Source organism: Ruegeria sp. N4, assembly GCF_056531425.1.
In genome coordinates this window covers 408,128-429,835 of the sequence record NZ_JBQFLT010000001.1, presented here as the reverse complement: position 1 = coordinate 429,835, position 21,708 = coordinate 408,128, and the positions used below count along the sequence as shown (strand labels likewise).

General features: G+C 58.4%; 22 protein-coding genes. 14 read left to right on the top strand and 8 right to left on the bottom strand.

Annotation, left to right across the window (positions count from 1 at the left end; translation table 11 throughout):
* Positions 1–40: 40 nt before the first annotated feature.
* From ACR0LW_RS02125 to ACR0LW_RS02105, 5 genes are all read right to left on the bottom strand, one after another.
* Positions 41–394, bottom strand: coding sequence for a hypothetical protein (locus ACR0LW_RS02125; protein WP_480881457.1), 354 nt, complete (start codon positions 392–394; stop codon positions 41–43).
* A gap of 259 nt (positions 395–653) precedes the next feature.
* Positions 654–1,085: a hypothetical protein gene (locus tag ACR0LW_RS02120; protein WP_480581137.1), complete on the bottom strand. Its 432-nt coding sequence runs from the start codon at positions 1,083–1,085 to the stop codon at positions 654–656.
* A gap of 229 nt (positions 1,086–1,314) precedes the next feature.
* Positions 1,315–2,028 carry an ABC transporter ATP-binding protein gene (locus tag ACR0LW_RS02115; RefSeq protein ID WP_170518649.1) on the bottom strand — a complete coding sequence of 238 codons (714 nt, stop codon included), beginning with the start codon at positions 2,026–2,028 and terminating at the stop codon, positions 1,315–1,317.
* 109 nt (positions 2,029–2,137) lie between these two features.
* Positions 2,138–2,926, bottom strand: coding sequence for an ABC transporter ATP-binding protein (locus ACR0LW_RS02110; RefSeq protein ID WP_170630026.1), 789 nt, complete (start codon positions 2,924–2,926; stop codon positions 2,138–2,140).
* Between the two features lie 126 nt (positions 2,927–3,052).
* The gene (locus ACR0LW_RS02105) at positions 3,053–4,234 is read right to left on the bottom strand and encodes an ABC transporter substrate-binding protein (protein ID WP_170450650.1); all 1,182 of its coding nucleotides are present in this window, start codon (positions 4,232–4,234) and stop codon (positions 3,053–3,055) included.
* 161 nt (positions 4,235–4,395) lie between these two features.
* Between ACR0LW_RS02105 and ACR0LW_RS02100 the strand changes: the two genes are divergently transcribed.
* Positions 4,396–5,490, top strand: coding sequence for a PQQ-dependent sugar dehydrogenase (locus ACR0LW_RS02100; protein WP_480881456.1), 1,095 nt, complete (start codon positions 4,396–4,398; stop codon positions 5,488–5,490).
* On the opposite strand, the gene ACR0LW_RS02095 is transcribed toward ACR0LW_RS02100, so the two are convergent.
* Positions 5,491–6,495 carry a GlxA family transcriptional regulator gene (locus ACR0LW_RS02095; protein WP_170518641.1) on the bottom strand — a complete coding sequence of 335 codons (1,005 nt, stop codon included), beginning with the start codon at positions 6,493–6,495 and terminating at the stop codon, positions 5,491–5,493.
* A 169-nt stretch (positions 6,496–6,664) separates the two neighbouring features.
* Here ACR0LW_RS02095 and ACR0LW_RS02090 point away from each other — a divergent pair, with 169 nt between their 5' ends.
* Entirely contained in the window at positions 6,665–8,035 is a 1,371-nt protein-coding gene (locus ACR0LW_RS02090) for a class II 3-deoxy-7-phosphoheptulonate synthase (protein WP_170450655.1), read from the top strand.
* A gap of 51 nt (positions 8,036–8,086) precedes the next feature.
* On the opposite strand, the gene ACR0LW_RS02085 is transcribed toward ACR0LW_RS02090, so the two are convergent.
* Positions 8,087–8,707: a PAS domain-containing protein gene (locus ACR0LW_RS02085; protein WP_480881455.1), complete on the bottom strand. Its 621-nt coding sequence runs from the start codon at positions 8,705–8,707 to the stop codon at positions 8,087–8,089.
* 298 nt (positions 8,708–9,005) lie between these two features.
* Between ACR0LW_RS02085 and ACR0LW_RS02080 the strand changes: the two genes are divergently transcribed.
* The 12 genes from ACR0LW_RS02080 (at position 9,006) to ACR0LW_RS02025 (ending at position 20,807) form a co-directional block, all read left to right on the top strand.
* Positions 9,006–9,896 carry a YicC/YloC family endoribonuclease gene (locus ACR0LW_RS02080; protein ID WP_480581148.1) on the top strand — a complete coding sequence of 297 codons (891 nt, stop codon included), beginning with the start codon at positions 9,006–9,008 and terminating at the stop codon, positions 9,894–9,896.
* A gap of 17 nt (positions 9,897–9,913) precedes the next feature.
* Entirely contained in the window at positions 9,914–10,555 is a 642-nt protein-coding gene (gene gmk, locus ACR0LW_RS02075) for a guanylate kinase (RefSeq protein WP_170450661.1), read from the top strand.
* The gene (locus tag ACR0LW_RS02070; protein ID WP_480881454.1) at positions 10,552–11,076 is read left to right on the top strand and encodes a gamma carbonic anhydrase family protein; all 525 of its coding nucleotides are present in this window, start codon (positions 10,552–10,554) and stop codon (positions 11,074–11,076) included. The genes gmk and ACR0LW_RS02070 overlap by 4 nt, the downstream gene beginning before the upstream one ends.
* A 28-nt stretch (positions 11,077–11,104) precedes the next feature.
* Positions 11,105–12,151 carry an ATP-binding protein gene (locus ACR0LW_RS02065; RefSeq protein WP_170450665.1) on the top strand — a complete coding sequence of 349 codons (1,047 nt, stop codon included), beginning with the start codon at positions 11,105–11,107 and terminating at the stop codon, positions 12,149–12,151.
* Positions 12,152–12,342: 191 nt separating this feature from the next.
* Positions 12,343–13,383: a substrate-binding domain-containing protein gene (locus ACR0LW_RS02060; RefSeq protein ID WP_480881453.1), complete on the top strand. Its 1,041-nt coding sequence runs from the start codon at positions 12,343–12,345 to the stop codon at positions 13,381–13,383.
* 86 nt (positions 13,384–13,469) lie between these two features.
* A complete protein-coding gene (gene pstC, locus ACR0LW_RS02055; RefSeq protein WP_480881749.1) occupies positions 13,470–14,942 on the top strand; it encodes a phosphate ABC transporter permease subunit PstC in 1,473 nt (490 codons plus the stop codon).
* The gene (pstA, locus tag ACR0LW_RS02050; protein WP_480881452.1) at positions 14,939–16,270 is read left to right on the top strand and encodes a phosphate ABC transporter permease PstA; all 1,332 of its coding nucleotides are present in this window, start codon (positions 14,939–14,941) and stop codon (positions 16,268–16,270) included. The genes pstC and pstA overlap by 4 nt, the downstream gene beginning before the upstream one ends.
* Positions 16,271–16,293: 23 nt before the next feature.
* Positions 16,294–17,082 (top strand): phosphate ABC transporter ATP-binding protein PstB, encoded by a 789-nt coding sequence (gene pstB / locus ACR0LW_RS02045; RefSeq protein ID WP_480582213.1) that lies wholly within the window; start codon positions 16,294–16,296, stop codon positions 17,080–17,082.
* A 25-nt stretch (positions 17,083–17,107) separates the two neighbouring features.
* Positions 17,108–17,809, top strand: a complete 702-nt coding sequence (gene phoU, locus ACR0LW_RS02040) for a phosphate signaling complex protein PhoU (protein WP_170450675.1) — start codon at positions 17,108–17,110, stop codon at positions 17,807–17,809.
* A 12-nt stretch (positions 17,810–17,821) separates the two neighbouring features.
* Positions 17,822–18,511: a phosphate regulon transcriptional regulator PhoB gene (phoB, locus tag ACR0LW_RS02035; RefSeq protein ID WP_170450676.1), complete on the top strand. Its 690-nt coding sequence runs from the start codon at positions 17,822–17,824 to the stop codon at positions 18,509–18,511.
* A 135-nt stretch (positions 18,512–18,646) separates the two neighbouring features.
* Positions 18,647–19,876 carry an acyl-CoA dehydrogenase gene (locus tag ACR0LW_RS02030; protein ID WP_480881451.1) on the top strand — a complete coding sequence of 410 codons (1,230 nt, stop codon included), beginning with the start codon at positions 18,647–18,649 and terminating at the stop codon, positions 19,874–19,876.
* A gap of 163 nt (positions 19,877–20,039) precedes the next feature.
* On the top strand, positions 20,040–20,807 hold the full coding sequence (locus tag ACR0LW_RS02025) for an SDR family oxidoreductase (protein ID WP_480881450.1): 768 nt from the start codon (positions 20,040–20,042) through the stop codon (positions 20,805–20,807).
* Here the strand turns inward: ACR0LW_RS02025 and ACR0LW_RS02020 are convergent.
* On the bottom strand, positions 20,804–21,673 hold the full coding sequence (locus tag ACR0LW_RS02020) for an acyl-CoA thioesterase (protein WP_480881449.1): 870 nt from the start codon (positions 21,671–21,673) through the stop codon (positions 20,804–20,806). The genes ACR0LW_RS02025 and ACR0LW_RS02020 overlap by 4 nt on opposite strands.
* Positions 21,674–21,708 lie beyond the last annotated feature (35 nt).

Genomic DNA, 21,708 nt, shown 5'->3' with positions numbered 1-21,708 from the left:
GTCGTAAATTACAGTTCCAGTGAGAAAATTGTACGATCCGTCAGCTTATCGGATAATCACAAGCACCATGGTCCTGGGTGGCGTGCGGACCCTTGATTGTCAGGTCATAGCTCAGGTTGTCGAAATCAACCACAAAGGTGATCACGTCCCGCTCCATCAGGTGTAGAAATGTCAACGACCCGATGCCCGACAGGATGGTCGCTTCGCCCCGGATGGCGTCGGTTACGATATAGCCCTTGTTGGTGCCACCCGAACGGGCGAGGGTCACCGAGCTGCCGTCTTTGTCCGACACGCAATTGACGACAAAATCCGCGCCGTCCAGTGGGCCTGCATTCTGGGCCGAGGCCAGCTGGGGGATCAGCAGCGAAAGGGTCAAGGCGATCATCTTCTTCATCGGTCACATTTCCAACTTTTGGGCGGTCTACGGGGCGCTGATTTTCACGCCACTTACCGCCTGGTCTTAGGTCTGATGAGATCAGGTTTGGCGTCGAATCCAAACACGGATCACATCAATAGACCTAAGCCAGAAAGTCGGTTGGGAAACGGTGTTACATCCGTTCTCACCGTCAGTTGAGTCGCGGTGAATATTCCGTGTAATGAAGCATTATATCACATTGATATTTAGCGGTTAATTTTACTCAACCGTGCCAAGATCAAACTTGCCCTTCCGTGCACGTCCCTTTGTCATTTGCCGAGTGTTCCCCATTGATCGACAAATCATAAGTCATATCGGAAAAGTTCACGACATAGGTCAGAACCTGCGTTTCCTGCATCGACAGGAAAGTGACACTGCCCACACCTTTCAACACCTGGGCGTCAAAGGCCACAGTGTCGCCAGCGATGTCGATGGTCGAAATCGTGCCCGCGCTGCCTTCCGACGCGCTGTTGAGGACGAATTCAGTTCCGTCCAGATTTGAAACGCATGAAAAAACATGCTCCTCTGCTGCGGCTCCCGACGCCACCAATGCGAACAGCGTCGCCATCATCCATTTTGTCATTTTTGTTGTTCCCTGTCGTTCTTCATTGATGTTGTGCGCACGCCAATCCGAGCAGCGCGATGTCAGGCGCAGGTGGAACTGGACCATCTGCACGCACGCGATAGGTGAAGATTCTGACCGGAATGTATCCTTAAACGGGCAATCTTTGGATTGAATGGCAGCTAAATCGAACCGATGTGATGCTGATTAGATGTGTAATAACATAAGCTTACAATGCATCTTTGAAAGACGATCTGTTACGCCGAGCATCTTCGCCGCAAAACCGCCTTATTTTGGCGCGGAATCACTCAATCCTCCGCGCCCCAGGATACCGGCGTCAGCCGCCCAGGAAACTCTTGCGCACTTCCGGGTCTGCCAGCAGTTCCTTTCCGGTGCCGGAATAGGCATTGCGACCCTGTACCAGCACATATCCCTTGTCCGCAATCTCCAGCGCCTGACGGGCGTTCTGTTCCACCATCAGGATCGGCAACCCGGTGCGCGATACTTCGATAATCCGGTCGAACAACTCATCCATCACGATGGGCGAGACACCGGCGGTCGGTTCATCCAGCATCAGCACTTTCGGTTGCGTCATCAGCGCGCGACCCACGGCAACTTGCTGGCGTTGACCGCCGGACAACTCGCCGGCAGCCTGGTTGCGCTTGTCGCGCAGAATAGGGAACAGGTCATAGACCTGCTCCATCGTTTGGCTGATGTCATCTCGACGAATGAAAGCCCCCATCTCAAGGTTCTCTTCCACCGTCATCGAGGTAAAAATATTCTGGGTTTGCGGCACAAAGCCCATCCCCTTGTTCACCCGGTCTTGCGGGGACAATGACGTAATATCTTCTCCGTCCAGCCGAACAGAACCAGCGCGCACGTCCAGCATCCCGAACACGGCCTTCATCGCGGTGGATTTACCGGCCCCGTTCGGGCCAACGATCACCGCAATCTCGCCCTTGTCCACGGCGATGGTACAATCATGCAGAATATCCGGCCCCTTGCCATAACCGCCGGTCATGGTGTCCCCGATCAGAAACGGCTCAGCCATTCACAGGATCCTTCTTCATCTGGCTAAAAAATTTCTCGGGGGTCATGGGGGCAGAGCCCCCAATCAAACAATTCAAGCGCGCTGCAGGCGCACATCTGGATCACTCCATTCACGCGCCTGCCTCCAGTTTGTCTTTGTTTTTCAAGCCGGTCCCCAGATAGGCCTCGATCACATGCTCATTGGCCTTGATCTCGTCCAAGGTCCCCTCGGCCAGCACCTTACCCTCGGCCATGCAGATGACCGGATCACAAATCTTGCCGATGAAATCCATGTCATGCTCGATAACCACAAAGGTATAGCCGCGTTCCTTGTTCAGGCGCAGAATGGTGTCGGCGATGGTCATCAGCAGGGTGCGGTTCACGCCCGCACCGACCTCGTCCAGAAACACGATCTTGGCGTCAACCATCATGGTGCGTCCAAGCTCCAGCAGTTTCTTCTGCCCGCCCGAGACCTGACCGGCCTTGTGATCGGCCAGATGTTCGATGGTCAGGAACTCTAACACCTCATCCGCCTTGGCCTTCAGCGCGCGTTCTTCATCCGCGATCCGCTTGCGTCCGAACCAGGTGTTCCACAGCGATTCCCCAGCCTGCGCGCCCGGCACCATCATCAGATTCTCGCGACAGGTCATCGAGGAGAACTCATGCGCGATCTGAAACGTGCGCAGCAAACCCTTGTGGAACAGATCATGCGGGGGAAGGCCGGTAATGTCTTCGCCATCCATGAACACGCGGCCAGAAGTCGGAGGCAGAACACCCGCAATCACGTTAAACAGCGTGGTTTTTCCAGCACCGTTCGGGCCGATCAGCCCGGTGATCGAACCCTTCTGGATTTCCAGCGATGCCCCATCCACCGCGTGAAATCCGCCGAAATGCTTGTGCACGTCCTCGACGACGATCATCTTTTCCCCTAGCCGCCGTTTTCGGCGTTCTTATCCCATCCTCGAACCCGAGGTGCGGCCTTTTTTCATTGAAACAGCCCGGACACAAGGCCCGGGCTGCTTTGTTTTATGACGCTCAGAGCAGGATCAACGGAAGTTGACGGTCTTGTTCTCGCCGTCGGTCACTTCGATCTCACGGTACGAGCCCGCGCTTTCGCCGGGGCCGATCAGTTCAACACCCGAAGCGCCGACATAATCGATGTCCTGACCCGCAGCGATCAGCTCCAGACCCTTGACCAGTTCACCCGGATAGATCTTCTCACCCGGCGCGTTTGCGACGTCCATCACCTTGGCACCGTAATCCGCCGGGTTGGTGGACCCTGCGGCCTGCATTGCCAACATGAACAGCGCGGCGGCGTCATAGGATTCAGGCGAATACGGCGACGAGCCGTCAAAGCCCGCGGCTTCTGCCATGGCAAAGTACTTCTCGGCGCCTTCACCACCCGAACCGGCGATCTGCCCGAACGAGCCGTTCAGGTCGGGGCCAACATTTGCAGGCAGCGAGTCACCGATCATGCCACCAGGCAGACCGAACGTGTCAAACGCGCCGCTGTCCAGCGCCGACTGGATGATGCCCAGACCACCCTGATCCAGATAGCCCGCGACAACCAGAATGTCGCCACCGGCCGAGGCCAGTGCGCCCACTTCGGCCGAGTAATCGGCTTTGCCGTCTTCATGCGCGGCCACGATGGTCACTTCACCCCCCGACGCCTCGAACGAGGACTGGATCGCATCCGCCAGGCCCTTGCCGTAGTCGTTGTTGGTGTAGGTCAGCGCGATCGAGCTGATGCCTCGGTCATTCAGAATGTCCGCCATCACCTGACCTTCACGCGCATCCGACGGTGCGGTGCGGAAGAACAGGCCGTTGTCTTCCATGGTCGACAGGCCGGGCGACGTGGCCGAAGGCGAGATCATGACCATGCCGTTCGGAATCGCCACGTTCTGCAGGATCGCGCCGGTCACGCCCGAGCAGTCACCGCCGATGATACCGGCAACGCCATCCGCGATCATGCGCTCACCGTTCGAGGTGGCCAGACCGTTGTCGATACAGCCGGTATCGGCGCGGGTGCCAACAACTGTCTTGCCGTCCAGCAGTTTGCCCGACTCGCTGACCTCGGCAATCGCCATTTCTGCGCCCGAACCCATGGCCGGTGCCAGAGATTCGATGGGGCCGGTGAAACCGAACAGAATGCCCAGCTTTACATCCTCGGCCATGGCGGTGCCCGCCAGCAGAGCGGTTGCTGCAGTTGCTGTAAGCAGCTTTTTCATAAGGTTACTCCCTGATGTCGTAGTCTAACTGGGCACGACCCTAGGCAAGCTATCGGGAAAAGAAAAGTCTTATAGAGGTCCTGCTTTTTGACAAAGCGCACCTATCTGTTTGACGTATCGGCTTGCCCTGACGACTGAACCCCAACTGATGGAGGTCACATATGATCCGGCTTTTCGCGTTTTTCGTTCTGATCTGGTCCGGCGGTGTGGCTTATGCCCAGACATTGCAGACAGCCGACGGCCCGGTTCGGGCCACAAAGATGCTAGGCGGGCTGGATACGCCCTGGGCGCTGGGTCTTCTGCCCGACGGCAGCTATCTGGTGACCGAGCGGGATGGCGCGCTGATCCATGTGTCTGATGGCGCGGCCCGGAATGTATCGGGCGTGCCAAAAGTCGCTGCCTCGGGGCAGGGCGGATTGCTGGATGTCACCATTCCCCGCGACTTCAACCGCAGCCGAGAGATTTTTCTGACCTTCTCCAAACCGCAATCAGGGGGGGCGGGCACCGCACTGGCCGTTGCGCGCCTTTCCGAGCGTGGGGACAAACTAACCAATGTCAGGGTCGTGTTCGAGGCCAAACCGGGCGGCTCTGGCGGTCGCCATTTCGGCTCGCGCGTGGTCGAGGCGCAGGACGGAACCCTGTTCATTACCATCGGAGATCGGGGCGACCGGCCTTCGGCGCAGGACACCAGCACCCATATGGGGTCGGTCATTCGGATCAACCGTGATGGTTCGGTTCCTGCGGACAATCCGTTTGTCGGGCAATCCGGTGTGCGACCAGAAATCTGGTCCTATGGCCACAGAAACCCGCAAGGGGCCGGTCTGGATGCGCGCGGAACATTATGGGTGTCCGAACACGGCGCGCGCGGCGGAGATGAGGTCAATCTGGTGCAACCCGGTAAGAATTACGGCTGGCCCGTGATCTCGTACGGCACCCATTATTCCGGTCAGAAAATCGGAGAGGGGACGTCAAAACCGGGTCTGGAGCAACCGGCGCTGTATTGGGACCCCTCAATCGCGCCCTCAGGCCTGCTGGTTTATTCCGGTGACATGTTCCCGCAATGGAAAGGCGATATTTTCGTAGGTTCGCTCAAGTTCGACTACATCGCACGCCTGTCCGGCTCACCCTTGCGCGAGGTTGAACAGATCAAAGGCCCGGAAACCGAACGCGTACGCGACATCATTCAAGGGCCGGATGGATCGATCTGGTTCATTTCTGTCGGGCAGGGCGCTGTGTACCGGCTCACACCCGGTTAATCAGATCGACAGCCGCCCGCTCTGCGAGCCGCGCTCGCGGTATGGCGTCGTATTGTAATGCGCCCGGTAGCATTTCGAGAAATGACTGGGTGAGGCAAAGCCGCAGGCCAAGGCCACGTTGATAACACTCATATCCGTCTGCATCAGCAGGTTACGCGCTTTGTGAAGGCGCAACTCCATGTAATACCGCTTGGGAGACCGGCTCAGATACCGGCGGAACAGGCGTTCCAGCTGGCGGGTCGACATGCCGACATCTTTGGCAAGGATCGAGGGCGAAATCGGCTCTTCGGTGTTTTTCTCCATCATCAGGATGACCTGGCTCAGCTTTGGGTGCCGTACCCCGATCCGGGTCGGGGTGGACAGGCGCTGGGTGTCCTGATCGGTGCGGATCGAGGAATAGATCATTTGGTCCGCCACCGCATTGGCCAGTTCCTCGCCGTAATCATCCGCAATAAGCTTCAGCATCAGATCGATCGAGGATGTACCGCCCGCCGTCGTCATGCGGTTGCCGTCCACGATGAACACGGATTTGGTCAATTCGACCGCGTCGAATTCTTCTGAAAAGCTGTCGGCATTTTCCCAGTGGATTGTCGCCCGCTTGTCATCCAGCAATCCGGCCTTGGCCAGCGTGTACGCTGCAGTGCAAAGACCGCCAATCTTCAGACCCTTGCGCGCCTCGCGCCGCAGCCAGTTCAGAACCTTCTTGGTGGTCGAAGCTTGAACGTCCACCCCGCCGCACACCAGGATCACATCGTCGCGATGCAGCTCTTCAAGGTCCGAATCGAGCTTGAATGTTGTTCCGGCGGAACACGACACCAGTTCGCCGCCTTCGCCGACCAACGACCAGCTATAGATCTCGCGCCCGGCCATGCGGTTGGCAATGCGCAGGCTGTCCAGCGCAGACGCGAACGACAAAAGCGAGAACTTGTCCAGCAAAATGAATACGAAATTGACAGGCTTATCCGACCCGCCGTCCACTGTGACAACTTGGCGTTGCTCTTGCATGGCTGTTGTTTCCCCGAATCCACGACGGCTGAACCCCCCGTCGCGTGTGATTTGCCAGACACCATGCTCAAAGCTTGTTTCCGGCGTCAAGAGGCGCAAATGGGATATGGTCACTCTGCAATGCATTTTGTATAGAGGCGACCTGAACACTTCAGCGGAGATCAAAGCTATGACCGAATGGCAAAAATCGAACTGGCGCAACAAGCCCCGGGTTCAGATGCCAGACTATACCGACGCGGCCGCGCTGGCCAAAGTCGAGGCTCAGCTTTCGCAGTATCCCCCGCTGGTCTTTGCGGGCGAAGCGCGGCGTCTCAAGCAACATCTGGGTGCCGCCGGTCGCGGCGAGGCCTTCCTGCTACAGGGCGGGGATTGCGCTGAAAGCTTTGAACAATTCAGCGCGGATGCGATCCGTGACACGTTCAAGGTGATGCTGCAGATGGCGATGGTTCTGACCTATGGTGCCAAGGTTCCAGTGGTCAAGGTGGGCCGCATGGCGGGCCAGTTTGCCAAACCGCGCAGCGCGCCGACCGAGGTTGTGGATGGCGTGGAACTGCCCAGCTACCGCGGCGACATCATCAATGAACTGGCGTTCACCCCTGAGGCGCGGATTCCGAATCCGGCCAAGATGCTTCAGGCCTACACGCAGGCGGCGGCGACGCTGAACCTGTTACGCGCCTTCTCGACCGGCGGTTTCGCGGATATGAGCCGCGTTCACTCGTGGACCCTTGGGTTCACGGACGAGCAGGACGTGCAGAAATACTCCGAGATTGCCGACCGCATTCAGGACACCATCGACTTCATGGATGCCGCTGGGATCACGGCGGATACCACGCATGAATTCTCGACCGTTGAATTCTACACAAGCCACGAAGGTCTGCTGCTGGAATATGAAGAGGCGCTGACGCGTCTGGATTCCACCTCGGGCAACTGGCTGGCTGGCTCGGGTCACATGATCTGGATCGGCGACCGCACCCGTCAGCCTGACGGTGCGCATGTGGAATTCTGCCGGGGCGTTCAGAACCCGATCGGTTTGAAATGTGGCCCGACAACAACTGCCGAAGACCTCAAGGTTCTGATGGCCAAGCTGAACCCCGAAAACGAAGAGGGTCGCCTGACCCTGATCGCACGCTTCGGGGCTGGTAAGGCAGGCGAGCATCTGCCGCGTCTGGTCAAGGCCGTGAAGGAAGAAGGGGCCAAGGTCACTTGGGTCTGCGACCCGATGCATGGCAACACGATCAAGTCGGCCACAGGCTATAAGACACGTCCGTTCGATTCCGTCCTGCGCGAGGTGCGCGACTTCTTCGGTGTGCATCAGGCCGAAGGCACCATTCCCGGCGGCGTGCATTTCGAGATGACAGGTCTGGATGTGACCGAATGCACCGGCGGCGTGCGGGCCGTGACGGAAGAAGACCTGTCCGACCGCTACCATACCGCCTGTGATCCGCGCCTGAATGCGTCGCAGTCGCTGGAACTGGCCTTCCTGGTGGCAGAAGAACTGACCAACCTGCGCCGGAACGGCTCGAAACGCGCCGCAGGCTGAACACGGCAGATATGAATGCGAAACGGCGGGCCAAAGGCTCGCCGTTTTTCGTTAATCGTCGCGGGACACAACCAGACGCAAATGACTTGCCGCCGGTTTGAACCCGGCCTGATCTTCGGCAAAGCCTGCGGATTCTCTGGCCGCATGTGCCGCCGGGCTCTGCAACTCGGAGACCGGCTTGATGCGCTGATCCGAGATCGTGAACCGGCGCGGGGTAGGGCCGATGGTGCCATCGCAAAGCATGACGCCCATGATCCGGCTGACATCGCCCAGATCGCTTTTCAACGGCAATAGGATCAAACGGGCCTGCAGGCGGGTGCGACCGAACCCTCCGCCGGACACAAGCCCCATCTCGGCCGTTGCGGGGGCCGAAAACACCTGTTCCAGCGTGTCTTTGACCTTGGGCCGGGCATCGGCCTCGAAAAACGCGGTGAACGGCATGCCGCGCACTTCCATACCGGCAAGCTGGTTCAGATGCGTACCCGCCAGCCGAAACCGGGCCAGACCGGGTGCAATACGTTCCAGAATGAACGTGTATTGCAGAACGTTTTCCAATCCACGCGGGTCGATCTGCGACCGCATGGGCACACCGTCTTCCGAAAGCAACGCGGTCCAATACGCCTCGGCCTGACGGATCGGCGAAAGAGAGCGTCCACTGTCAAAGCGATCCATTGCGACGATCTTTCCAAATTCTGAGCCGGAGCCAGTCCCGAAAAAGGTTTTCATTACCATCACCCTACCGTCAATTGATCGCCATTTTCCTAAAATGCAGTGCATCGGGGGCATTCGCGGCCCGACAGCCTGTGCTACGGCCAAATTGACACGGGTTAATACAATTTTGGAGGAATTCTTTAACGAATGGTTAACTTCTGCGGATGAATTGCGTGTTGAGCAAACTCTTGCTCTGGACCGGCCAATGGCATTAGGTGCGGCAGACAAGAAAAAGACGTGTGGGACAGAAAGGGCAGTCATGATCAGATCCATGACCGGGTTCGCCTCGGGGACGGGGGAGTTTGGCCCGCATAGCTGGAGTTGGGAGCTGCGCAGCGTCAATGGTAAGGGCCTGGACATGCGCATCCGCGTGCCGGACTGGCTGACCGGGCTTGAGGCTGCGTTGCGCGCCACCCTGTCCAAATCGCTGAGCCGGGGCAATGTGACCCTGTCGATGCGCCTCAGCCGTGATGAATCGCAACCCGATCTGGCCTTGAACGCAGCCGCAATGGCTGCGGCGCTGGACGCCTTGCAGCAAACGCAGGAGTTGGCCGAAGCCAAGGGGATCACCTTGGCCCCATCCAAGGCAACCGACTTGCTGGCCCTGAAGGGGATGATGGAGGCAGGCACCGAAGCCGATGATCCCGCGCCGCTGGTTGCGCATCTGACATCCGAGTTTGCGTCCCTGTTGGCGGCTTTCATCGACATGCGCCGGACCGAGGGGGAGGCGCTGGCCCAGATCCTGCGGGCTCAACTGGATCAGGTTGAAGCCCTGACAGCGCAGGCTGCCGATCTGGCCGAACAGCGCAAGGACAAGATGGCAGACGCCCTGCGCGACAACCTTGCGCGGGTCTTGGATAATGCACAGGGGGCTGATCCGGATCGTGTGGCGCAGGAACTGGCGCTGATCGCGGTCAAGGCCGACATCACGGAAGAGATTGACCGCCTGACCGCCCATGTTGCCGCCGCGCGCGATCTGCTGGCGCAGGACGGGGCCGTGGGGCGGAAACTGGATTTCCTGATGCAGGAGTTCAATCGCGAGACCAATACCCTATGCTCCAAGGCGCAAAGCGCGGAACTGACGTCGGTCGGGCTGGAACTCAAGGCCGTGATCGATCAGATGCGCGAACAGGTGCAGAATGTTGAATGAAAATAGGAAGAACTGAAATGGCAGATCGCCGCGGGCTACTTATCATCCTGTCTTCGCCATCCGGCGCGGGCAAATCCACTTTGGCCCGTCGGCTAATGGCCTGGGACACCGGCCTGGAATTCTCGATCTCGGCCACAACCCGCGCCCCGCGTCCGGGCGAAGAACACGGGCGCGAGTATTATTTTCAGACCGAGGATGAGTTCAAACAGCAGGTCGCCAATGGCCAGATGCTGGAACACGCGCATGTGTTCGGTAATTTCTATGGCTCCCCCGCTGGCCCGGTGCGCGAGTCGATCGATGCAGGCAAGGACGTGCTGTTCGACGTGGATTGGCAGGGCGAGGTTCAGATCCGTAATTCGGACCTTGGAAAACACGCGTTGTCGATCTTCATCCTGCCGCCCTCGATTCCCGAACTGCGCCGCCGTCTGGAAGGCCGGGGTCAGGACAGCGAAGACGTGATCGCAAAGCGGATGCTGAAAAGCTGGGATGAGATCAGCCATTGGGGCTATTACGACTATGTTCTGGTCAATGATGATCTGGACGCGACCGAGGAAAAACTGAAAACTATCGTCAGTGCCGAACGGATGCGCCGCATTCAGCAGCCGAAGCTTCAAGACCACGTCCGCACATTGCAAAACGAATTCGAGGCCCTGTCATGACCATTTACGCCCTGGGTGATCGCGTGCCCGAAATCCATGAAGACACCTGGGTCGCGCCGGATGCCAATCTGATCGGCAAGGTCGTTCTGGAAGAAGGTGCCTCGGTCTGGTTCGGCTGCACGATCCGCGCCGATCATGAAGAGATTCGGGTGGGCGCAGGCAGCAATGTTCAGGAAAATTGTGTCATGCATATCGATGCGGGTTATCCGCTGACCATCGGGGCGAACTGCACCATTGGTCACAAGGTTATGCTGCATGGCTGCACCATCGGTGAAAACACTCTGATCGGTATGGGCGCGATTGTTCTGAACGGGGCAAAGATCGGGAAGAATTGTCTGATCGGGGCAGGGGCCCTGATTACCGAGAACAAGGAAATCCCGGACAATTCGCTGGTCATGGGATCACCGGGCAAGGTTGTGCGCCAGTTGGATGATGCCTCGGCCCAGCGGATCACGTTCAGCGCGCTGCATTATAAGCAGAACATGCGCAAATTTCGCGAAACCATGAGGCCTGTGTCCTGACAGATCGGGACAAGTACGGAATCAGCCGATGTCAGAAGACCTGCTTACGGAAATAGTGTCGGCCATTCCGATGCCCGCGCTGATGGTAGATCAGACCGAGCGCATCATCGCCGCAAATACCGATGCCCGCACGCTGCTGGGGCAAAATATGCAAGGTCGGCATTTCGCGACCATCTTGCGCCAACCGCAGGTGATTGACGCGATGGAGCAGAGCCTGCGCAGCAAAGGGCCCAGCAAAACCCGGCATCTGTCCAATGACGGCGCGCAGGATACGACGTTCGAAGTTCAGTGCCGCTATATGAACGGTGTCGGTGCCGTCTCGGGCGGGGCGGTTCTGGCCATCTTTCAGGACATTACCCATCTGGAACAGGCAAGCCAGATGCGCCGTGACTTCGTCGCAAATGTCAGCCACGAATTGCGCACGCCCCTTACGGCGCTGATGGGCTTTATTGAAACCCTGCGCGGCCCCGCGCGCGAGGACGCAGCGGCGCGGGATCGGTTTCTTCAGATCATGACGGATGAGGCGAACCGGATGAACAGGCTTGTTGGCGATCTGCTGTCGCTCAACCGTGTGGAAAGTGAAGAGAGGGTGCGCCCCAAGGAACAGCTGGAACTGACGGGGCTTTTGCAGTCGACGCTGAACTCGCTGAAACCCTTGGCCGAGGATGCCAGTGTCGTCCTGAATTTGAACGCGCCGCAGGACCCGGTGTCATTGATCGGTGACAGCGACCAGTTGCGGCAAGTGTTCACGAACCTGATCGAGAACGCCATCAAATATGGCGGCAGCGGCGGCAGTGTCGAAGTGCGCATTGTCCCGTCCGAGCGTGACACAGCCATGCGCGGCCCGGCGGTCCGGGTTCAGATCGTGGACAAAGGCCCGGGCATCGACGCGGTGCACCTGCCACGCCTGACCGAGCGATTCTATCGCGCCGACAGCCACCGCTCGCGTCAATTGGGTGGAACCGGGTTGGGGTTGGCGATTGTAAAGCACATCGTCAATCGCCACAGGGGGCGGTTACGCGTGGAAAGCGATCTGGGCAAGGGATCGGTCTTTACTGTTATTTTACCACGGTAATGACTGGGTCCGCGGTTGAACCCGCCGGTATGTAAACGGCGCATGGCAGCTTTGCGTCACGTCACTCAGTTTTCATAACGACTGTCATAAAGCTGTTACATACCTGTCACAAAAGGCTTACGCACCTCACTTAAACGTGCCCGCAAGATCATCATGGGGGTGATCAAGTTCTACTTTTCAGGGAGACTGAAATGTCCTTTGTAAAACTGTCGGCATCTGCGCTGGCAATCGCTGCCGTCTCGGCAACCACTGCTGCAGCTCGTGACAACGTACAGGTTGCCGGTTCGTCGACCGTTCTGCCTTATGCCTCGATCGTTGCTGAACTGTTTGGTGAAAACACCGATTTCCCGACACCCGTTGTCGAATCGGGCGGTTCTTCGGCGGGCCTGAAGCGTTTCTGTGAGGGCGTTGGCGAAAACACCATCGACGTTGCAAACGCATCGCGCGCCATCCGCGAAAAAGAAATCAAAGCCTGTGCCGAAAACGGCGTGACCGACATCATGGAAGTCCGCATCGGCTATGACGGCATCGTTTTCGCAAGCCAGCAGTCTGGCCCTGCCTTCACCGCGTTTGAGCCTGCAGACATCTTCAATGCCCTAGGCGCGAAGGTTCTGAAAGACGGTGAGATCGTCGACAACCCCTACAACACCTGGGCCGAGTTCAACGGCGACCTGCCTGACGTTGAAATCGCCGGTTTCATTCCGGGCACCAAGCACGGCACCCGTGAAGTGTTCGAAGAAAAAGTTCTGCTGATCGGCTGTGAAGCAACCGGTGCAATGGAAGCCATGGTTGCAGGCGGCATGAGCGAAGATGATGCCGAAGATGCATGTCTGGACGTGCGCACCGATGGCAAGTCGGTCGACATCGACGGTGACTACACCGAAACTCTGGCACGTATCGACACCAACCCGAACGGCATCGGCGTCTTTGGTCTGGCGTTCTACGAGAACAACACCGACAAGCTGAAAGTTGCGACCATGTCCGGTATCGCACCGTCGACCGAGACCATCTCGACCGGTGAATACCCCGTGTCGCGTCCGCTGTTCTTCTACGTCAAGAAAGCCCATATCGGCGTGATCCCCGGCCTGAAAGAATACGCTCAGTTCTTCACCGCTGACGAAATTGCTGGCCCGTCGAGCCCGCTGGCCAACTATGGTCTGGTTGCTGACCCTGAGCTGACAAAAACTCAGGAAGCGATTGCCAACGAAGTCACCATGGGTTCGGGCAGCTAAGCCCCCTTCGATATGATTTGCGGGGGGCGGCATTCTGTGCCGCCCCCATGTTTCTTCTCTTCCCGATCAAGACCTGTGGGGGCGTTATGCCGATAATTTGGCTTTTTCTGATTGTCTTGGCGATTGCGGCAGTCGGTTATGTGTTGGGGCGGTCTCGCGCCTTGCAAAGCGCCGGGGGCGACAGTCGGGAACTGCATTCCCTTCCGTCCTTTTACGGTGCCAATGTCGCGCTGAAGGTGGTCATACCTGCCTTTGGGTTGTTGATCGTGTGGCTGCTGGCGCAGCCGTTATTCGTGAACTCTCAGATCTCGGGGATGATCCCGGATTCGGCCATTCAGGAAGGCTCGTCGCGCGGGCTGGTCATGGCCGAGGTGCGCCGTACCGCGTCGGGGCTGGATGCCGCCATCACTCAGGGTCAGTTGGATGAGGCCGTCGCCCAAAACCCAAGCGCGGATGTCGCCGACATCACGCAACTTTTGAAAGACGCCGGGCAGGTTGTGACATCGACCATCACGCAACCGGTTCTTCAAGCCGCGCAGCGCTATCGCGTGATGAATGCAAGCGGCTATCTGGTGATGACGATCGCTGTGATCCTTGTTGCATTGGCAGGCGCAGCCGTCAGCCTGGTGCAAACCAATGCCAGCTATCGCGCCCGAAATGTGGTTGAGCAGAGCGTTCGCATTTTGCTACTGGCCGCCGCGTCCATCGCCATCCTGACAACCGTCGGCATCGTTCTGTCGTTGGTCTTCAACACGTGGGAGTTCTTCCGACTATACCCCGCCTCTGATTTCTTCTTTGGCACCACCTGGGCGCCCAGCTTTTCGGGTCGGGGTGGCGCGTCGGATCTTGGCATCCTACCGCTGCTGTGGGGCACGCTGTATATCTCGGTCGTTGCCTTGCTGGTGGCGGTGCCGATTGGCCTGTTCGCTGCGATTTACCTCAGCGAATATGCCTCGCCCGCCGTTCGTTCGATTGCCAAGCCGCTGCTCGAAGTTCTGGCTGGTATCCCGACCATCGTCTACGGCCTGTTCGCCCTGCTGACCGTTGGCCCGATGCTGCTGGGCGTCTTCGGCGATGAAGGTTTGGGCTGGATGAAAGCCGGTACGGCTGTGATGACTGCCGGTCTGGTCATGGGCATCATGCTGATCCCGTTTGTCTCGTCTCTGTCCGACGACATCATCAACGCTGTGCCACAAGCGATGCGCGACGGGTCCTATGGATTGGGTGCCACGCAGTCCGAAACCATTCGTCAGGTGGTTCTGCCTGCCGCGTTGCCGGGGATCGTGGGGGCCATCCTGCTGGCAGCCTCGCGCGCCATTGGTGAGACCATGATCGTGGTTCTGGGGGCAGGGGCCGCAGCGCGGCTTAGCCTGAACCCCTTTGAGGCGATGACAACCGTCACCGCGAAAATCGTAAGCCAGCTGACTGGCGATGCAGATTTTGCCTCGCCCGAAGCGCTGGTTGCCTTTGCGCTTGGCATGACACTGTTCGTTGTCACGCTGGGCCTGAACGTCTTTGCCCTTTACATCGTGCGTAAGTACCGGGAGCAGTACGAATGACCGACGCAAGCATGCAAACCTCTGAGCCGCGTCGCAAATCTGTGTCGCTCACCGCGTCAGACGCACATACCCGCAAACGTGCCAATGCCGAAAAACGCTTTCGCGCTTATGGGATCGTGGCCATTGCTACCGGCCTGTTCTTTCTGCTCGTCCTGTTCGCCTCGATCTTGTCCGAAGGGATCCCGGCCTTTACCCGGACCGTTGTCAGCGTGGAATTCACACTGACCGAGCAGGAACAGGAAGAGGCCGAAAGCACCCTGTTCAAGACCAAGGCCTATTCTGACCTGTTCATCGCGGCCTTGAACAAAGAGCTGGAGGAAAGCGGTCTTGAGGTCGATTTCGACGAGGCCGCGATTGAACGTCTTCTGGGTAAAGTCGGCGGAACCATTCGGACGTTCTATGCGGACAACCCGGATCAGTTGGGCCAACCGGTTGAGTTTGATCTGGCGGCGTCCAGCCGGGTGGACGGCTATTACAAAGGCCGCGTGTCACGCGACAGCATTCAGGACAGCCGCTTCCTGCAGAAAAGCGATCTGGATCTGGTGGATGCGCTGGAAGAGGCCGGGATCATCAAGCAGGTCTTCAACTGGCCGTTCATCACCGGCGCAGACTCGGGCGTGGACAACCCCGGCGGTGCTGGTATCGGCGCCTCGGTCGTGGGTTCGTTCTTCATGATGCTGGTCGTTCTGGGCCTGTCCCTGCCGATTGGTGTGGCGGCATCGATCTATCTGGAAGAATTCGCGCCGCAGAACAAGTTTACCGATCTGATCGAGGTAAATATCTCGAACCTCGCCGCTGTTCCGTCGATTGTGTTCGGTATCCTCGGTCTGGCTGTGTTCATCCAGTTCATGCACCTGCCGCAATCGGCCCCGCTGGTCGGTGGTCTGGTGCTGACGCTGATGACATTGCCGACGATCATCATCTCGACCCGCGCGTCGCTGAAGGCGGTTCCTCCGTCGATCCGCGATGCCGCACTTGGGGTAGGGGCCTCGAAAATGCAGGCGGTGTTCCACCACGTGCTGCCGCTGGCTGCGCCCGGTATCCTGACCGGAACCATCATCGGTCTGGCGCAGGCTTTGGGAGAAACCGCGCCGCTGCTGCTGATCGGGATGGTAGGCTTTGTGGCCCGTGGCTACCCCGACGGCTTCCTTGCTGGCTTTACCGAAGCAAACTCGGCCATGCCCGCCCAGATCTACACCTGGGCCGCCCGCGCCGATGTGGGTTTCTACGAAAAGGCCTGGGGCGGGATCATCATTCTGCTGATGTTCTTGCTGACCATGAACATCATCGCAATCATCCTGCGCCGCCGCTTTGAACGCCGCTGGTAAAAAGGGGCTATACTATGAACGACATGTCGCGAGTGGAGAGACAAGTGGACACCAATGAAATCAAGCTGGAGTGCCGGGACTGCCAAGTCTACTACGGCGACACCCACGCCATCAAAGATGTGAATGTCGACATCGAAGACAAAACCGTCACCGCGTTCATCGGCCCGTCGGGCTGCGGCAAGTCCACCTTTCTGCGCTGCCTGAACCGGATGAACGACACAATCGACGTGGCGCGCGTTAAGGGCAGTTTCAAACTGGATGGCGAAGACATCTATGACAAGCGCGTCGATCCGGTGCAATTGCGCGCCAAGGTCGGTATGGTGTTCCAGAAACCGAACCCGTTCCCCAAGTCGATCTATGACAACGTAGCCTACGGCCCGCGCATCCACGGCTTGGCCAAGAACAAGGCGGAACTGGATGAGATCGTTGAGAAATCGCTGCGCCGCGGTGCAATCTGGGATGAGGTCAAGGACCGCCTCGATGCCCCCGGCACCGGCCTGTCGGGTGGTCAGCAGCAGCGCCTGTGCATTGCTCGCGCCGTAGCGACTGAGCCGGAAGTTCTGCTGATGGACGAGCCATGCTCGGCGCTGGACCCCATTGCGACCGCGCAAGTCGAGGAACTGATCGACGAACTGCGTGCGCAGTATTCAGTGGTGATCGTCACCCACTCGATGCAACAGGCCGCGCGCGTCAGCCAGAAAACCGCGTTCTTCCATCTGGGCAATCTGGTCGAGTTCGGAGAAACCGGCCAGATCTTCACCAACCCCGTAGATCCGCGCACGGAAAGCTACATCACAGGCCGCATCGGCTGAGCACAGGTATTCAGATATGACCGATATGAGCGAACAACATATTGCATCTGCTTTCGACCGTGACCTAGAGGCCATCCAGGCGCATATCATGAAGATGGGCGGGTTGGTTGAAGCCGCTATTATGAGCGCCGCCCGCTCGCTTGAATCCCGCGACGTGGAACTGGCGCAGGAAGTGCGGCAGGGCGACAAGGCCATCGACGCGCTGGAAGAGGTGATCGATGAGGAAACGGCCCGCCTGATCGCGCTGCGCGCACCGACAGCCAGCGACCTGCGTCTGGTTCTTTCAGTGCTGAAAGTATCCGGCAACCTCGAACGGATCGGTGACTATGCCAAGAACATCGCCAAGCGTACCACGGTTCTGGTCGATGCAGGCGAGGTCAACGGCAGTGCCGCCGCTCTGCGCCGCATGGCGCGCGAAGTCGAACGGATGCTGCGCGACGCCCTGGACGCCTATATCCAGCGCGATGCCGAACTGGCGACCGACGTCATCAACCGCGATGAAGATGTCGACCAGATGTATAACGGCCTGTTCCGCGAGTTCCTGACCTATATGGCTGAGGACCCGCGCAACATCTCGGCCTGTATGCACCTGCATTTCATCGCCAAGAATATTGAACGGATGGGCGATCACGTGACCTCGATTGCCGAACAGGTGGTCTATCTGGTCACGGGTGAACGCCCGGCCGAGGCGCGGCCCAAGGCCGACACCACGTCGCAAACCGTCTAGGAGACGCAGAAGATGTCCGCAGATCAGCCAACTGTCCTGGTTGTCGAGGATGAGCTCGCCCAGCGTGAAGTGCTGGCCTACAACCTTGAGGCCGAAGGGTTTCGGGTTTCCAAAGCCGCCAGCGGTGACGAAGCATTGCTTCTGGTGGATGAAGACAGCCCCGACATCATCGTTCTGGACTGGATGATGCCCAATCTCAGCGGGATCGAGGTTTGTCGGCGGCTGAAAACCCGGCCTGATACCCGCTCGATCCCGATCATCATGCTATCGGCTCGCTCGGAAGAAGTGGACAAGGTGCGCGGCCTTGAAACGGGCGCAGACGACTATGTTGTCAAACCTTATTCGGTTGTCGAACTGATGGCCCGCGTGCGCACCCAATTGCGGCGTGTGCGCCCGGCGACCGTGGGCATCCTGTTGGAGTTCGACGACATTGTTCTGGATTCCGAGACGCATAAGGTCAGCCGCGACAGCAAGCCACTGAAACTGGGCCCGACCGAGTTCAGGCTGCTGAGTACCTTCATGGAAAAACCGGGACGCGTCTGGAGCCGCGAGCAACTGCTGGATCGGGTCTGGGGCCGCGACATCTATGTCGATACGCGGACCGTCGATGTTCATATCGGTCGGCTGCGCAAGGCATTGACGCAACATGGCGGTGAAGACCCTGTGCGCACCGTGCGCGGCGCCGGTTACGCTTTGGGATAACACATCAAGGGCAGGGAGCTCAGACACCGGTTTCCTGCCCATGACAATTGCTTGTGGACACGTGCCAAACTCTTGCTGTTTATTGCGGCAGACCCACGTTAGGGTGCAGCAAATCTGATCAAGCGGAGAAGCACAATGAACGCGCCTCAAACGAAACCGACCGTGCGGGCCAAGGACGCGCCGGATCTGGGTAAATTCTCGTGGGAAGACCCGTTCCGCCTGTCTGACCAACTGCAAGAAGACGAGCGGATGATCACCGACAGCGCCCGGGCCTATGCTCAGGAAAAGCTGCTGCCGCGCGTGACCGCTGCTTACCAGAACGAAGAAACCGATCCTGAGATTTTCTGTGAGATGGGTGAGATGGGCCTGCTGGGCACCACGATCCCGGAGGAATACGGCGGTTTGGGCGGCAACTACGTGTCCTACGGCCTTGTAGCGCGCGAGATTGAGCGTGTGGATTCCGGATATCGCTCGATGATGTCGGTGCAAAGCTCGCTGGTCATGTATCCGATCTATGCCTACGGCAGCGAAGAACAGCGTCAAAAATACCTGCCGAAACTGGCTTCTGGCGAATGGATCGGTTGTTTTGGCTTGACCGAAGCTGATGCAGGCTCGGATCCCGCAGGCATGAAAACGCGGGCCGAGAAAATCGACGGTGGCTACCGGTTGACCGGCAGCAAAATGTGGATCTCCAACGCTCCGATTGCGGATGTATTCGTGGTCTGGGCCAAGTCCGATGCGCATGACGGCAAAATTCGCGGGTTTGTTCTGGACAAAGGGTTGAAAGGTCTGAGCGCGCCGAAGATTCAAAACAAACTAAGCCTGCGCGCGTCGATCACCGGTGAAATCGTTTTGGACGGCGTTGAAGTGGGCGAGGGTGCGTTGCTGCCGCATGTTCAGGGCCTCAAAGGTCCGTTCGGCTGTCTGAACCGCGCCCGCTATGGCATCAGCTGGGGCGTCATGGGGGCTGCGGAACACTGTTGGCACGCGGCGCGTCAATATGGGCTGGACCGTAAGCAGTTCGACAAGCCGCTTGCTCAGACGCAATTGTTCCAGCGCAAACTGGCGGATATGCAGACCGAGATCGCCTTGGGCCTGCAGGCCAGCTTGCGTGTCGGTCGTTTGTTGGACCAGGCCGAGGCCGCGCCCGAGATGGTGTCGATTGTGAAACGCAACAACTGCGGCAAGGCGCTGGACATTGCACGCATGGCCCGTGACATGCACGGCGGCAACGGCATTTCGCTGGAGTTCCACGTAATCCGCCACATGGTCAATCTGGAGACCGTGAATACTTACGAAGGCACGCATGATGTCCATGCGCTGATACTGGGGCGTGCTCAGACGGGGTTGCAGGCGTTTTATTAAGCCTTGCGCCCAATCCCAAATCTGCCGCCAACCGCGCGTTTGGCGGCAGTGAGAGCAGTGTTCTGGTAAGCGTATAATCAGTATTATGTAAAATAACTTAATTTGAAAACACTGCAAAACCTTACGCTTAGCGCACATAACTGAACCACATCGGAAACGCCCCATGGATCTAAATGGAAAAACAGTTGTTGTAACCGGCGCCGCTGGCGGCATTGGCAAAGGTCTGGCTCAGCGGTTTGCGCAGGACGGTGCAACGGTCGTGTGTTCGGACATTGATCTTGCAGCCGCACAAGCCGTTGCCGCTGGTATCGGCGGCCATGCCTATCCCTGTGATGTGTCCAGCGAAGCGCAGATCAAAGCTTTGATCGATCATGTTGAAAGCGAGATCGCGCCGATAGATCTGTTCTGTGCAAATGCTGGCATCCTGACGCTTGGCGGCCCGGATGTTCCGGATGACAACTGGAACAGGATCTGGACCATCAACGTTATGTCTCATGTCTGGATGGCGCGTCATCTGGTGCCGCGCATGATCGAACGTGGCAAAGGCTATGTGCTGATCACGGCCTCAGCAGCCGGACTTTTGAACCAACCGGGCGCAGCGCCGTATGGGGTCACGAAACACGCAGCCGTCGGATTTGCCGAATGGTTGTCCTTGACCTATGGCCATAAAGGCCTGGGCGTATCGGTCCTGTGCCCTCAGGCCGTGCGGTCCGAGATGACGCGCGGGCACGAGGCTTCGGTCGCCGCCATAGACGGAATGCTGGAACCCGAAGACGTCGCAAACGCCTGTGTCGAGGCCATTCGCGCCGAACAGTTTCTTGTTCTGCCACACCCTCAGGTTCTGGATTACATCCGCCTCAAATCCGCCGACTATGATCGTTGGCTGATCGGAATGCGGAAGTTAAATCAACAGTTTGTGGAAGATAACTAAACCCTCGACTGTGGCTTGCGCATCAAACCTTCCTGCGCGACCGACGCAACCAAAACTCCGTCCTGCGAATAGATCGAGCCGCGATTGAACGAGCGTCCCTGCCCTGACCACGGTGAATCCATCGCGTAAAGATGCCAGTTCTCGAAACGCACCGGCGCATGAAACCACATTGTATGATCAAGGCTTGCGCCGTTCACCTGTCCGGTGAACCAGCTTAGCCCATGCGGGCGCATTCCCGAACTCAGCAGCCCCATATCCGAGGCATATGCCAGCAACAGGTGCTGTGTTCGGGCATCAGCGGTTGCGGCGGCCCCCATGCGGAACCAGATCTGGTTGCGGTCATCTGCCACCGCCGGATTGAACGGGTCCAGATGCCCAACCTCTCGTACTTCGATAGGACGTTCGCGCATCAGTTCCTTGCGAAGTCTCTCGGGAACGCGGTCCAGGTATTTGCCCCGAAGCCCGGCTCGGGACGGATAGGTTTCTGGCCCGTTCAGTGCGGGCATCGCATGCTGATGTTCCCATCCTTCATCCTGAACATGAAACGAAGCCGACATGTTCAAAATTTGCCGCCCATGCTGAACCGCAACGACCCGACGAGTTGTAAAAGAGCCTCCATCCCGCGCTCTATCCACTTGATAAATAACAGGGATCGAAGGATCGCCGGGACGAATGAAATAGGCATGCAAAGAATGGCAAAGCCGATCCTCAACCGTTCGATAGGCTGCGGCCAGGGCTTGGGCGATCACCTGCCCGCCAAAGATGCGGGTCGGGGTTTCGCCGCCAGACCCGGTGCCCCGGAACAGATCAACCTCAAGCCGTTCAATATCCAGAAGGTCAAGAAGAATACGTTCGGCTTCGGTCATGGTCCTGTCTCCGGAAGTGATCGTGCTTTGGGTAT

What these genes read in the sequence shown, in the direction of transcription:
- ACR0LW_RS02070 (WP_480881454.1), top strand. Translation starts at nt 10,552, where the DNA reads ATGACCATTTACGCCCTGGGTGATCGCGTGCCCGAAATCCATGAAGAC.
- ACR0LW_RS02030 (WP_480881451.1), top strand. Translation starts at nt 18,647, where the DNA reads ATGAACGCGCCTCAAACGAAACCGACCGTGCGGGCCAAGGACGCGCCG.
- ACR0LW_RS02025 (WP_480881450.1), top strand. Translation starts at nt 20,040, where the DNA reads ATGGATCTAAATGGAAAAACAGTTGTTGTAACCGGCGCCGCTGGCGGC.
- ACR0LW_RS02090 (WP_170450655.1), top strand. Translation starts at nt 6,665, where the DNA reads ATGACCGAATGGCAAAAATCGAACTGGCGCAACAAGCCCCGGGTTCAG.
- gmk (WP_170450661.1), top strand. Translation starts at nt 9,914, where the DNA reads ATGGCAGATCGCCGCGGGCTACTTATCATCCTGTCTTCGCCATCCGGC.
- ACR0LW_RS02115 (WP_170518649.1), bottom strand. Translation starts at nt 2,028, where the DNA reads ATGGCTGAGCCGTTTCTGATCGGGGACACCATGACCGGCGGTTATGGC.
- ACR0LW_RS02095 (WP_170518641.1), bottom strand. Translation starts at nt 6,495, where the DNA reads ATGCAAGAGCAACGCCAAGTTGTCACAGTGGACGGCGGGTCGGATAAG.
- ACR0LW_RS02105 (WP_170450650.1), bottom strand. Translation starts at nt 4,234, where the DNA reads ATGAAAAAGCTGCTTACAGCAACTGCAGCAACCGCTCTGCTGGCGGGC.
- ACR0LW_RS02110 (WP_170630026.1), bottom strand. Translation starts at nt 2,926, where the DNA reads ATGATCGTCGTCGAGGACGTGCACAAGCATTTCGGCGGATTTCACGCG.
- phoU (WP_170450675.1), top strand. Translation starts at nt 17,108, where the DNA reads ATGAGCGAACAACATATTGCATCTGCTTTCGACCGTGACCTAGAGGCC.
- ACR0LW_RS02125 (WP_480881457.1), bottom strand. Translation starts at nt 394, where the DNA reads ATGAAGAAGATGATCGCCTTGACCCTTTCGCTGCTGATCCCCCAGCTG.
- ACR0LW_RS02020 (WP_480881449.1), bottom strand. Translation starts at nt 21,673, where the DNA reads ATGACCGAAGCCGAACGTATTCTTCTTGACCTTCTGGATATTGAACGG.
- ACR0LW_RS02085 (WP_480881455.1), bottom strand. Translation starts at nt 8,707, where the DNA reads ATGGATCGCTTTGACAGTGGACGCTCTCTTTCGCCGATCCGTCAGGCC.
- pstC (WP_480881749.1), top strand. Translation starts at nt 13,470, where the DNA reads ATGCCGATAATTTGGCTTTTTCTGATTGTCTTGGCGATTGCGGCAGTC.
- ACR0LW_RS02060 (WP_480881453.1), top strand. Translation starts at nt 12,343, where the DNA reads ATGTCCTTTGTAAAACTGTCGGCATCTGCGCTGGCAATCGCTGCCGTC.
- ACR0LW_RS02120 (WP_480581137.1), bottom strand. Translation starts at nt 1,085, where the DNA reads ATGGTCCAGTTCCACCTGCGCCTGACATCGCGCTGCTCGGATTGGCGT.
- ACR0LW_RS02100 (WP_480881456.1), top strand. Translation starts at nt 4,396, where the DNA reads ATGATCCGGCTTTTCGCGTTTTTCGTTCTGATCTGGTCCGGCGGTGTG.
- pstB (WP_480582213.1), top strand. Translation starts at nt 16,294, where the DNA reads ATGTCGCGAGTGGAGAGACAAGTGGACACCAATGAAATCAAGCTGGAG.
- pstA (WP_480881452.1), top strand. Translation starts at nt 14,939, where the DNA reads ATGACCGACGCAAGCATGCAAACCTCTGAGCCGCGTCGCAAATCTGTG.
- ACR0LW_RS02080 (WP_480581148.1), top strand. Translation starts at nt 9,006, where the DNA reads ATGATCAGATCCATGACCGGGTTCGCCTCGGGGACGGGGGAGTTTGGC.
- ACR0LW_RS02065 (WP_170450665.1), top strand. Translation starts at nt 11,105, where the DNA reads ATGTCAGAAGACCTGCTTACGGAAATAGTGTCGGCCATTCCGATGCCC.
- phoB (WP_170450676.1), top strand. Translation starts at nt 17,822, where the DNA reads ATGTCCGCAGATCAGCCAACTGTCCTGGTTGTCGAGGATGAGCTCGCC.